The sequence below is a fragment of the Inquilinus sp. genome, from assembly GCF_039594555.1.
GTDB lineage: Bacteria > Pseudomonadota > Alphaproteobacteria > DSM-16000 > Inquilinaceae > Inquilinus.
Map to the genome: position 1 here is coordinate 1 of NZ_JBCNNF010000222.1, position 11,346 is coordinate 11,346.

Consider the following 11,346-nt stretch of genomic DNA (forward strand, 5'->3'; position numbering starts at 1 on the left):
CCCCGCCGGGGTCGATTATCGCATCACCTACGACACCACCGTCTTCGTCAGCGAGACGATCGGCGAGGTGATCAAGACCCTGCTCGAGGCCTTCGTGCTGGTCGCGATCGTGGTGTTCGTGTTCCTCGGCAACCTGCGCGCCACGCTGATCCCGATCATCGCGGTGCCGGTGTCGCTGATCGGCACCTTCGCCGTGCTGCTGGCCTTTGGCTTCTCCGCCAACACCATCTCGATGTTCGCGATGATCCTGGCGATCGGCATCGTCGTCGACGACGCCATCGTCGTGGTCGAGAATGTCGAGCGGGTGATGGCCGAGACAGGGCTGCCGGCCAAGGAGGCGACCAAGCTGGCGATGCGCGAGATCACCGCGCCGATCATCGCCATCACCCTGGTGCTGCTGTCGGTGTTCGTGCCGGTCGGCTTCATCCCCGGCATCACCGGCGAGCTGTACTCGCAATTCGCCGTCACCGTGTCGGTGGCGATGCTGATCTCGGCGCTGAACGCGCTGACGCTGAGCCCGGCGCTGTGCGGCGTGTTCCTGAAACAGCATCAGCACGGCCATCGCCCGGGGCTGTACGGGCGGATCATGGGCCGGGTGTCCGGCGGCATCGACAAGGTGCGCGACGGCTATGCCTGGATCGTCGCCCGGCTGGTGCGGCTGGCGGTGCTGTCGATCCTGCTGATCGCGGCCTTCGGCGGGCTGGCCTGGGTGATCAACGGCGCCACCCCGACCGGCTTCCTGCCGGACGAGGACCAGGGGCTGTTCTTCGTCGAGATGAAGCTGCCGGCCGCCGCCGCGGTCAGCCGCACCCTGCAGGTGACCGAGCAGGTCGAAGGCCTGGTCAAGGACATCCCCGGCGTCGCCGACATCACCGGCGTGGTCGGCCGCAGCTTCATCGACGGGCTGGCTGAGCCGAACGCAGCCTTCCTGGTGGTGGCGCTGAAGCCCTTCGACGAGCGGGTGAAGGAAGGGATCACGGTGTTCGACGTGATCCGCCAGGTGGCGATCCGCACCGCCGGCGTGCGCGACGCGCTGATCATCCCCCTGAACCTGCCGCCGATCATCGGCCTCGGCACCGCCGGCGGCTTCCAGTACCAGCTCGAGGATCTGGAGGGCAAAAGCCCGAACGAGCTGGCGGCGGTGGCCCAGGGGCTGGTGGTGGCCGCCAACCAGGCGCCGGGCCTGACCCAGGTGTTCACCTCCTACAACGCCAACACGCCGCAGATCTTCCTGAACCTGGACCGCGAGAAGGCGCAGAATCTCGGCGTCGGAGTCAGCGCCATCTTCAACGCACTGCAGGCGACGCTGGGCGGCTTCTACATCAACGACTTCAACCTGTTCGGCCGCACCTGGCAGGTGATCGCCCAGGGCGAGGCCAACGACCGGCGCACAGTCGACGACATCTACCGGATCTATGTCCGCTCCTCGTCCGGCCAGATGGTGCCGATGCGGTCTCTGGTCGACGCCCAGCAGCAGCTGGGGCCGCTGTTCATCACCCGCTATAACAACTACCGCGCGGTGAACATCCTGGGCAGCGCCGCGCCGGGCTACAGCTCGGGCGAGTCGCTGGCGGCGATGACCCGGGTCTCCGCCGCCACCCTGCCCGCCGGCTACGGCTTCGAATGGACCGGCACCGCGCTGCAGGAGCTGGAGGCGGCGGGCCAGACCGGCTTCATCCTCGGCTTGGCCGTGCTGTTCGCCTACCTGTTCCTGGTGGCGCTGTATGAGAGCTGGTCGATCCCGGTCGGCGTGCTGCTGTCGGTCATCGTCGGCATCGTCGGCGGCCTGGCGGCGCTGTGGATCGCCGGGCTGTCGAACGACGTCTACGCCCAGATCGGCATCGTCGTGCTGATCGCCCTGGCCAGCAAGAACGGCATCCTGATCGTCGAGTTCGCCAAGGCCAAGCGCGAGGAGGGCATGACGATCGCCGACGCCGCGATCGAGGGCGCCAAGCTGCGCTTCCGGCCGGTGATGATGACCAGCTTCGCCTTCATCCTGGGCCTGGTGCCGCTGGTGACGGCGGCGGGCGCGGCCGCGGCCAGCCGGCGCGGCGTCGGCACCTCGGTGTTCGGCGGCATGATCGCCGCCTCGGCCATCGGCATCTTCCTGATCCCGATGCTGTACGTCACCCTGCAGCGCGTGCGCGAATGGGTGCATGAGAAGCTGCTGGGCGGCTCGATCGCGCCCAAGCCGCGGGCCGAGGCGCCGAGCACGCCGGCCGAATGACGAAGGGCGGCTCCCGCGGGAGCCGCCCCTTCTCATCAGCTCAATGCACCCAGTGGCCGCGGTCGCGGTACCAAGGCCGGCCGCGGTAGTAGTTGTCCCAGTACGGGCCGGCATCGAAGGTGATGACCGGTACGCCGATCACCGGCGCCGCCTCGACGATCACCCGGCGGCGATGCTCGACATCCGCCGCCAGGAAACGGCCGGGCGCCCAGCCGCGGTCAGGGCCGATGCCGATGTCGCACCAGGCCCAGCCGCCGAGGCAACCGAAGATCTGCACCGGCACCCCCGGCCGCACCCTCGCGACCGTCGGATAGTCGGCGCCGGGCCCGGCGCGCAGGCGGACCGACGTGGTGGTGTAGCCCGGCGCGGCGTTGGCCGCCGTCGCCGTCAGGGCCGTCATCGCCAGCCCGGCCGCAGCCGCCAGGGCGAGCTTCCATCTCATGATCGAACTCCAGGGAATGGATCCCCCTTCGTCCGCTTCAACGCGGCCGGGCTGGAATCCGGTCGCGCGGATCAGGGGGCGCGGCGCCGTGCCTCACCCCCGGGTCGCCTCGGCCTCATATCGGTGGGTCGATCAAAGGATTGTCATCCCGTGCGCGCTGCGGCGCGAAGTGCCGCTGCGCAGACACGGGATCTCGGATGGTCGAGGAGATCCCGGTTCTGCGGCGCACCACTTCGTGCTGCGCCGCGCCAGGGATGACGGGTGGTGGTGAATGCCCCGACGAAATCAGCCGGCCCGGCGGGCCGCGTCCAGCGCGCGGGACAGGTCGCGCTCCAGATCCTCGATGCCCTCCAGCCCGATCGACAGGCGCACCAGCCCCTCGGTGATGCCCATGGCGGCGCGGTCCGCCGCTTCCATCGCCCGGTGGGTGGTGGTGGTCGGATGGGTGGCGAGCGACTTGGTGTCGCCGAGATTGTTCGAGATGTCGACCAGCTGAAGCGCGTTGAGAAAGGCGAAGGCCGCCGCCCTGCTGCCCAGGTCGAGCGAGACCAGCGTGCCGCCGTTCTTCATCTGGCGCTTCGCCAGTTCGTGATGGGGGTGGCTCTCCAGCCAGGGGTAGCGCACCGCTTTCGCGGCCGGATGCGCCTCGATCAGCCGCGCCAGGCGGTGGGCGCTGGCGACCTGGCGCTCGACCCGCAGGCCCAGCGTCTCCAGCCCCTTCACCAGCACCCAGGCGTTGAAGGGCGACAGGGCCGGGCCGGTGTGCCGGTAATAAGGCAGGAAGTCGTCGTTGAGGAACTTCTTGTCCGCCAGCACGGCGCCGCCCAGCACGCGGCCCTGGCCGTCGATATGCTTGGTGGCGGAGTAGATCACCACATCGGCGCCGAGCTCGAGCGGCTTCTGCCCCAAGGGCGTGGCGAAGACGTTGTCGATGAACACCTTGGCGCCGGCGGCATGGGCGATCTTCGCCACCGCGGCGACGTCGACCAGGTCCAGTGTCGGGTTGGCCGGCGTCTCCAGGAACACCGCCCGTGTGTTCGGCCGCATCGCCGCCTCCCAGGCCGCGAGGTCCCCGCCGTCGACGAAGGTGGTGGTGATGCCGTAGCGCGGCAGGATCGTGCCGAGGATGACGAAGCAGGAGCCGAACAGCGCCCGGCTGGCCACCACATGGTCGCCGCCGCGCAGATGGCAGAACAGGGCGGTGAACACCCCCGACATGCCGCTGGCGGTGACATGACAGCCCTCGGCCCCTTCCAGCAGGGCCAGGCGCTGCTCCAGCACCTCGAGCGTCGGGTTGCCGTAGCGGGAATAGACGAAGCCCGGCTGCTCGCCGGTGAAGCGCGCCTCGGCCGCCTCGGCGCTGTCATAGACGAAGCCCGAGGTCAGGAAGATCGCCTCGGAGGTCTCGCCATAGGGCGTTCGTCGGACGCCGCCGCGGATCAGCGTGGTCTCGGGGCCGAATTCGTCTTCGCTCGACTGCGGGGCTTCGTATCGATCCATTGCACCGACTCCTCGACCCGACCGGGAGGCGGTTGCGTGCGGGACCTGCGCGCACCCGACCTTTTAGCGGAGATTAACGTGGCCGCAAGCCGGTCGGCTTCAAATCACCACGAGCCGCGTCCAGGGCGGCGACCCAAGACTTATCGGCAAAACGGCGATCGGGCAATGCGTTTCGGGCAATGCTGCCCCTCACCCCTCGGCCAGGGCGTAGAGCACGAAGGGCAGGTCGAGCCCCTCATAGAGCCGGCGGTACTCCCGGCACAGGCGGAAGCCGCGGGATTCGTAGAAGCCGCGGGCCAGCCGGTTGTGGGCGAAGCTCTCCAGCGTGCGGCAGCCGCGCTCGACCGCGTCGGACAGCAGGGCGGTGCCGGCCGACCGGCCCTGCGCCGCCGGGTCGACGAACAGCATGTCGAGATGCGATCCGGTCATCAGCGAGAAGCCGAGCGGCAGGCCCTCCGCATCCACGGCGATGCGCAGGTCGGCCATCCGCGCCGCGAAGCGCCGGGCGAAATCCTCCGGCCGCTTGCGGTCGAGGATCGCGGCCGGAAGGATATGCTCGAAGGCTGCGCGGGTGCTGCGCCAGGCCACTTCGGCCAAAGCCGGCAGGTCCGCCGCCAGCGGTGGCCGGACCGTCACCATCGTCTTCACATCGCCCATCATCCGCTGCCCCGCAGCCTGGGATCGAGCGCGTCGCGCAGCCCGTCGCCCAGCAGGTTGAAGCCGAAAGACGCCAACAGGATGGCAAGGCCCGAGAAGATCGAATCCCAGGGCGACAGCAGCAGGTAGCCCCGTGCCTCCGCCAGCATGCGGCCGAGCGACGGCGTCGGCGGCTGGGTGCCGAGGCCGAGGAAGGACAGCGACGCCTCGACCAGGATCGCCGTCGACAGCGACAGGCTGGCCTGGACCAGGATCACGCTGGCGAGATTGGGCAGCACGTGGCGCCACAGCACCCGCCCCTCGCCCGCCCCGATGGCGCGGGCACCGAGCACATATTGGCTGCCGGCGACCACCAGCGCCGGCCCGCGCAGCAGGCGGGCGAAGACCGGGATATAGACCACGCCGATCGCCAGCGCCGTGGTGGTCGCCCCCGGCCCGAGCATGGCGACGATGCCGATCGCCAGCAGGATGATCGGGAAGGCGAACAGGATGTCCATCAGCCGCATGCCGGCGCGGTCGAGCCAGCCGCCGCGCAGCGCCGCAGCAACGCCCAGGCTGCCGCCGACGACCAGCGCCAGCAGCACCGCGCTGGCCGAGGCGGCGAGCGAGGCGCGGTAGCCGTAGAGGATGCGCGACAGCACGTCCCGGCCGAACTGGTCGGTGCCGAGCCAGGCGGCGGCGCCGGGCGGCTTCATCCGCCGGATCACATGCTGGGCCAGCGGGTCGTCCGGCGCGATCCAGGATGCCAGCAGCGCCGCCGCGACCTGCAGCAGCACCAGCGCCCCGCCGATCCAGACCAGCGGGTGCCGCGGCGCCGCGATACGGCGGCGAGAAGGCGGCGCCAGGGTCTCGGGCAGCGGCGCCGTCATCTGAGGCCGATCCGCGGATCGAGGGCGGCGTAGAGCATGTCGGTGACGAAGTTCACGATCACGAAGCCGGCGGTGACCAGCAGGATCGCCGCCTGGATCAGCGGGTAGTTCCGTTCGGCGATCGCGCCGAGCATCAGCCGGCCGAGGCCCGGCAGGGCGAAGACCTGCTCGACCACGATGGCGCCGCCGAACAGGTAGCCGGCGGAGATGCCGAGCGCGGTGACGAAGGGGATCATGGCGTTGCGGAAGGCGTGGTGGAACACCACCGACCGCTCGCTGACGCCCTTGGCCCGGGCAGTGCGGATATAGTCCTGCCCCAGCGCGTCGAGCATGGCGGAGCGGACGATGCGCGACAGCGACGCCAGCACCGGCACGGCCAGCGCGATGGTCGGCAGCAGCATGCGCTGCAGGTTGCCCAGCGGGTCGTCGGCCAGCGGCACGAAGCCGATCGCCGGGAAGGCCGGGAACACGCCGTGGAACAGATAGATCAGCAGGGCCCCGAGCCAGAAGGAGGGCACGGTGACGCCGGCGATGGTCACCACCCGGACCAGGTAGTCCCGCGCCGAGTTGCGGAAATAGGCCATCAGGCAGCCGGCCGGCACCGCCAGCGCCACCGAGGCGGCCAGCGCCAGCAGCGTCACCTCGATGGTGACGCCGATCCGGGCCGTGATCTCCTCCAAGACCGGCCGGCCGGTCCACAGGCTGGTGCCCAGGTCGCCGGTCAGCAGCCCGCCGAGCCAGGCGAGATACTGCGTCACCATCGGCTGGTCGAGGCCGAGGCGCTGGCGCAGGGCGGCGATCCGGTCCGGCGTCACCTCGCTGTTGGCGCCGAGCATGATCTGCACCGCGTCGCCCGGGATCAGCCGGATCATCAGGAAGGCGACGACCGAGACCCCGAACAGCACCACCAGCAGGTCGAGCAGCCGCCCGGTCAGGAAGCGGGCCACGATGACACCCTTCCCGACCGTTCCCAGACCACTCTCCCCCTCCCCTTGCGGGAGGGGGTAGGGGGAGGGGGCTCGTGCCGTGAGAGCAACCGAGTCCTTTGGCCGGCAGCCCCCTCCCCCCGCCCCCCTCCCGCAAGGGGAGGGGGAGGGTTGAAGAGTTGCCGATCCGCACGCACCAGCATCCCCATCACTTCTCCAGCGCCGTCTGGCGCAGCGAGCGGGTGGAGCGGTTGCCGGTGATCTCGTAGCCGGTCACGCCGTCGCGCACGGCGGTGAACAGCTGGCCGTAGACCAGATGCGCGATCGGCCCGTCGCAGGCCAGGCGCTTCTGCAGCTCGGCATAGATCGCCTTGCGCTTGGCCGGGTCCAGCGTCGTCCGCCCCGCATCGAGCAGCCTGTCGGTCTCGGCGTCCGAGTACTTGAACACGTTGGTCGACCCGCCGGTGCGGAAGGTGCGGAACATGTAGCCGTCCGGATCGGCGACGCCGCCATTGATCGAGGCGAAGAGCTGGAAGTTGGAGTTGCGCCAGTCCTGGATGAAAGTGCCCTGCTCCTGCACGTTCAGCGCGATCTCGAAGCCGGCGGCGTTGAGCTGGGCCTGCACCACCTGGGCGACGTCGACCACGTTCTGGTTCGACCCCAGCACCTTCAACTCGGCCTTCAGCGGCACGGCCACGCCGGCCTCGGCCAGGAGGGCCTTCGCCTTCTCCGGATCGGCGGCGTAGCAGGGATAGTCCGAGACCGGCAGCGCCCAGTCCTTCAGCGCCGGCGACAGCGGCCCGCCGGGCTGCCCCTTGCCGAAATAGGCGGCCTCGACGATCTGCGCCCGGTCGATCGCGGTGTTCAGCGCCTCGCGCACCTTCGGGTTGTCGAAGGGCGGCTTCGACACGTTCATGCCGACCAGCGTGTAGGACAGGTCGGTCGTCTCCAGCAGGGTGACGCCGGGCGTGCCCTGCAGCGTCGCCGCCGTGGTCGGGTCGACATTCGGCAGCAGCTGGTAGGTGCCGCCGGAGATGCCGACCTGCCGGGTCGACGCCTCGGGCACGATGTTGATCTTGACCGCGTCCAGCTTCGGCAGCCCGGCCTGCCAGTAGCCGTCGACCTTGGCCAGCAGCAGATAGGTGTCCGGCACCCATTCCTTCAGCGTGAACGGCCCGGTGCCGTCGGTCTTGCGCTGGAGGTCGATGCCGCCGGTCGCCGCCGCCGCGGGCACGATCACGATCTGCGGCAGGTTGGCCAGGAACGGGGCGGATGGCGTCGCCAGCGTCACAGTCACCTGGCGGTCGCCGGTCGGCTCGACCGACTTCACCATGTCGATGCGGCTGGCATAGGGTGAGCCGGTCTTGGGGTCGCGCACCCGGGCGAAGCTGGCCGCGACATCGGCCGGCGTCACCGGCGCCCCGTCATGGAACTTCGCGCCCTGACGCAGGGTGAAGACATAGGTCAGGCCGTCGGGCGAGACGGTCCAGGACTCGGCGAGCTCCGGGATCACCTTCAGATCCTTGTCGATCCCGGTCAGCCCTTCATAGACCGCGCCATTGACCAGCACCGTGGCGAAGGAGGTGGCGACATGCGGGTCCAGCCCCACCGGCGACTGGTCGGTCGCGACCTCCAGCGTCTGCGCCGCCGCCATCGACCCGGCAAGGGCTGCCGCTACCGCCGCCGACACCGCCAGCGACGCCCGAATCATCCGCCCCATCCTCCAGCCCCCCTCTGTTGATTGGGGCCAGTAAGGCGCGTTCGCCGGGGAAGGTCAATCGATCGGGCGCCGGCCGGCGTTTCGTTCCGCTTTGACCGCTGCGGACCGGTTCGTGATAACAATGTTCCCCGTATCGGAAATTTTCATGCGCGATTTTCAGGAGGGATTGATGATCACACCAGCGGGGACCACCCGGCGGCGCCTCGCCGCCGCGACGCTCGCCCTCCTCGCCCTGGCCATGGCCGGCCCAACCGCGCGGGCCGCGGAGAGCGTGATGCCAATGGACGCCCGGATTCAGGCGCTGGAGCCCGAGCTCGACGCCTATGTGACGGCCGGCATGAAGGCATTCGACAATCCTGGCCTGGCCATCGGCATCGTCAGCGGCGACAGGCTGGTCTATGCCCGCGGCTTCGGCGTGCGCAGCAAGGCCAAGGGCGGCGAGGTCGGAACCCGGACGGTGTTCCAGATCGGGTCGACCACCAAGGCGTTCCTCGCCGCCACCCTGGCGATCGCCGTGGACCGCGGCAAGCTGCGCTGGGACGACCGCGTCGTCGACCTCGATCCCGAGTTCCAGCTGAAGGATCCGTGGGTGACGCGCGAGTTCCGGGTCTTCGACCTGCTAGCCCAGCGCTCCGGCCTGCCGCCCTATGCCAATGATTCGCTCGGCATCCTCGGGCTGGACGAGGCAGCGCTGATCCGGTCGCTGCGGAATGTCGAGCCGGTGTCGAGCTTCCGCTCCACCTTCGCCTACACCAACATCACGCATCTGCTGGCCGGCCGCATCGTCGCGCGCGGTGAGGGCGCGGCCGACTGGAACGCGGTGCTGCGCCAGGACCTGCTGGAGCCGCTCGGCATGGCCGAGACATCGACCACCGCCGACGCGATCGAGGCCGCGCCGGACCACACCCAGGGCCATCGCTGGACGCCCGACGGCACGGTGGAGGTGCCGTTCACCCCGATCTTCCCCTATGCCTTCGGCGGCGCCGGCGACATGAACTCCACCATCGAGGACATGGCGCGCTGGCTGCGCCTGCAGCTGCGCGACGGCAGCTTCGACGGGCGCCGCGTCGTCTCGGCGGAGGCCATGGCGGCGACCCGGACCCCGCGGGTGGGGATCACCGACAAGGCGTTCTATGCGATGGGCTGGGTCGGCGTGCTGACGCCGAACGGCCGTGTCATCTGGCACAATGGCGGCACGCCCAGCTACGGCGCCTATGTCGGCTTCGTGCCGGAGAAGGATGTCGGCGTCGTCGTCCTGACCAATGAGGAGAATGTCGGGTTCCCGGACGCCATCGGCGCCTGGGTGCTGGACCGGCTGCTGGACAATCCGCGTGTCGACCATGTCGCCACCGCGCTCGACGCGGCGAAGGCGCGGTACGCCGGGGCGGCGAAAGCCTTCGTGCGGCCGGTGAACCCGCAGCCGGCCCCGCCGCTGGCGCCCCTGGCCGGCGGCTATGCCGAGCCGAGCCTGGGCAAGGCCGTGCTGCGTCCGGATGGCGACGGCGCGGTGCTGGAGTTGCAGAGCGGCGGCGCCGCGCTGCAGCTGGAGCCATGGGACGGCAGCGTCTTCACCATCCGGCAGCTTCCGGTGGGCCGGTTCGCCGCCATCGTCGCGAACAGCGGCCCCAGCCCGAGCGGCTTCGCCCAGTTCCAGATCGACACGGATGGGACGACGCCGCTGCTGCGCCTGACCATCGAGAACCAGTCCTACATGTTCCGGCGCGAATAGGAGGTCCCGTCCGACCCGCTTCGGCGCTATCGTCCCTGACGACTCAAGCGGGGAGACCAAGCATGCCCGGACCACGGCGCACCGCGATCGGCCTGATGAGCGGCACCTCGATGGACGGGGTCGATGTGGCGGTGATCGAGACCGACGGCGAGACTGTCTTCGTCCGCGGCGCCGCCTCGACCACGCCCTACACCGATGACGTCCGCAACGCCCTGCTGGCGGTGGCGCGCGACCCGGCCCGGGCCGAGCACGAGGCGCTGGCAGACCTGTCCGCCGCCGTCACCGACCTGAACGCCGCCGCCGTGCGCCGGCTGCTGGACGAGGCCGGGCTGGCGCCGGAGCAGATCGACGTGGTCGGCATGCACGGCCAGACCGTGCTGCACCGGCCGGAGCGGCGCTTCACCCGGCAGCTGGGCGACGGCGCCCGGCTGGCGGCCGCGCTGGGCATCCCCTGCGTCAACGACTTCCGCTCCGCCGACGTCGCTGCCGGCGGCCAGGGCGCGCCCTTCGCGCCGCTGTACCACGCCGCTTTGGCTAGGGGCCTGCCGCGGCCGCTGGCGGTGCTGAACCTGGGCGGCGTCGGCAATGTCACCGTCATCGAAGAGGGCGCCATCACCGCCTTCGACACCGGCCCGGCCAGCGCCATGATCGACGACTGGGTGCAGCGCCACACCGGTGCGCGCTATGACGAGGACGGCCGGATCGCCGCCAGCGGCCGCATCGCCGAAGACCGGCTGGATGCCTTGATGGCCCACCCCTATTTCGACGCGCCGCCGCCGAAATCGCTGGACCGCAACGACTTCCCGATGGCGGCAGTCGAGGGCCTGTCGTTGGCCGACGGCGCCGCCACCCTGGCCGCCTTCACGATCGCCTCGGTCGCCGCCTCGCGCCGGCACTTCGCGGCGGCGCCGGGATGCTGGCTGGTGACCGGCGGCGGCCGGCACAACGGCACGCTGATGGCCGGGCTGCGCCAGGCGCTGGGCGTGCCGGTCGACCCGGTCGAGGCGGTGGGCTGGGACGGCGACGCGCTGGAAGCCCAGGCCTTCGCCTTCCTCGCCGTGCGCTCGCTGGACGGGCTGCCGCTGAGCCTGCCGACCACCACCGGCGTGCCCCGGCCGATGACCGGCGGCGTGCTGCACCGCCCGCTGACCTGGGCGGCGTGATGCCCGTCTCCCCTCCTTTTGTCATCGCCGGGCTTGACCCGGCGATCCAGGGGCCACTATGGGCAGGTCTCGCCAGGAAGCTCCTGGATGCCCGGGTCGAGCCCGGGCATGAC

9 protein-coding genes and 1 riboswitch are annotated in these 11,346 nt (G+C 70.3%); of the genes, 3 read left to right on the forward strand and 6 right to left on the reverse strand.

Translation table 11 applies throughout. The annotated features are described in order from the left end of the window. On the forward strand, positions 1–2,227 hold a 2,227-nt coding region (locus ABDW35_RS22000), incomplete at its 5' end, for an efflux RND transporter permease subunit (RefSeq protein WP_343716022.1). 40 nt (positions 2,228–2,267) lie between these two features. Here ABDW35_RS22000 and ABDW35_RS22005 read toward each other — a convergent pair. From ABDW35_RS22005 to ABDW35_RS22030, 6 genes are all read right to left on the reverse strand, one after another. Then, a complete protein-coding gene (locus tag ABDW35_RS22005; RefSeq protein WP_343716023.1) occupies positions 2,268–2,669 on the reverse strand; it encodes an SH3 domain-containing protein in 402 nt (133 codons plus the stop codon). Positions 2,670–2,954: 285 nt separating this feature from the next. Continuing rightward, positions 2,955–4,169, reverse strand: coding sequence for an O-succinylhomoserine sulfhydrylase (gene metZ, locus ABDW35_RS22010; RefSeq protein ID WP_343716024.1), 1,215 nt, complete (start codon positions 4,167–4,169; stop codon positions 2,955–2,957). Positions 4,170–4,212: 43 nt separating this feature from the next. Further along, positions 4,213–4,290: riboswitch (SAM riboswitch) on the reverse strand. A 68-nt stretch (positions 4,291–4,358) separates the two neighbouring features. Then, the gene (locus ABDW35_RS22015) at positions 4,359–4,829 is read right to left on the reverse strand and encodes a GNAT family N-acetyltransferase (protein ID WP_343716025.1); all 471 of its coding nucleotides are present in this window, start codon (positions 4,827–4,829) and stop codon (positions 4,359–4,361) included. Next, positions 4,826–5,695 (reverse strand): ABC transporter permease, encoded by an 870-nt coding sequence (locus ABDW35_RS22020; protein WP_343716026.1) that lies wholly within the window; start codon positions 5,693–5,695, stop codon positions 4,826–4,828. The genes ABDW35_RS22015 and ABDW35_RS22020 overlap by 4 nt, the downstream gene beginning before the upstream one ends. Further along, on the reverse strand, positions 5,692–6,642 hold the full coding sequence (locus tag ABDW35_RS22025) for an ABC transporter permease (protein ID WP_343716027.1): 951 nt from the start codon (positions 6,640–6,642) through the stop codon (positions 5,692–5,694). Before ABDW35_RS22025 ends, ABDW35_RS22020 begins: the two co-directional genes overlap by 4 nt. Positions 6,643–6,829: 187 nt before the next feature. Further along, positions 6,830–8,332, reverse strand: coding sequence for an ABC transporter substrate-binding protein (locus ABDW35_RS22030; protein WP_343716028.1), 1,503 nt, complete (start codon positions 8,330–8,332; stop codon positions 6,830–6,832). Positions 8,333–8,510: 178 nt separating this feature from the next. Between ABDW35_RS22030 and ABDW35_RS22035 the strand changes: the two genes are divergently transcribed. Both ABDW35_RS22035 and ABDW35_RS22040 read left to right on the forward strand, forming a co-directional pair. Beyond that, the gene (locus ABDW35_RS22035; protein ID WP_343716029.1) at positions 8,511–10,070 is read left to right on the forward strand and encodes a serine hydrolase domain-containing protein; all 1,560 of its coding nucleotides are present in this window, start codon (positions 8,511–8,513) and stop codon (positions 10,068–10,070) included. A gap of 62 nt (positions 10,071–10,132) precedes the next feature. Further along, positions 10,133–11,233 carry an anhydro-N-acetylmuramic acid kinase gene (locus tag ABDW35_RS22040; protein ID WP_343716030.1) on the forward strand — a complete coding sequence of 367 codons (1,101 nt, stop codon included), beginning with the start codon at positions 10,133–10,135 and terminating at the stop codon, positions 11,231–11,233. Positions 11,234–11,346: the final 113 nt, after the last annotated feature.

Excerpts from the sequence above, each read along its gene's own strand:
- ABDW35_RS22040 (WP_343716030.1), top strand. The coding sequence starts at position 10,133 with ATGCCCGGACCACGGCGCACCGCGATCGGCCTGATGAGCGGCACCTCG.
- ABDW35_RS22030 (WP_343716028.1), bottom strand. The coding sequence starts at position 8,332 with ATGATTCGGGCGTCGCTGGCGGTGTCGGCGGCGGTAGCGGCAGCCCTT.
- ABDW35_RS22015 (WP_343716025.1), bottom strand. The coding sequence starts at position 4,829 with ATGATGGGCGATGTGAAGACGATGGTGACGGTCCGGCCACCGCTGGCG.
- ABDW35_RS22020 (WP_343716026.1), bottom strand. The coding sequence starts at position 5,695 with ATGACGGCGCCGCTGCCCGAGACCCTGGCGCCGCCTTCTCGCCGCCGT.
- metZ (WP_343716024.1), bottom strand. The coding sequence starts at position 4,169 with ATGGATCGATACGAAGCCCCGCAGTCGAGCGAAGACGAATTCGGCCCC.
- ABDW35_RS22035 (WP_343716029.1), top strand. The coding sequence starts at position 8,511 with ATGATCACACCAGCGGGGACCACCCGGCGGCGCCTCGCCGCCGCGACG.
- ABDW35_RS22005 (WP_343716023.1), bottom strand. The coding sequence starts at position 2,669 with ATGAGATGGAAGCTCGCCCTGGCGGCTGCGGCCGGGCTGGCGATGACG.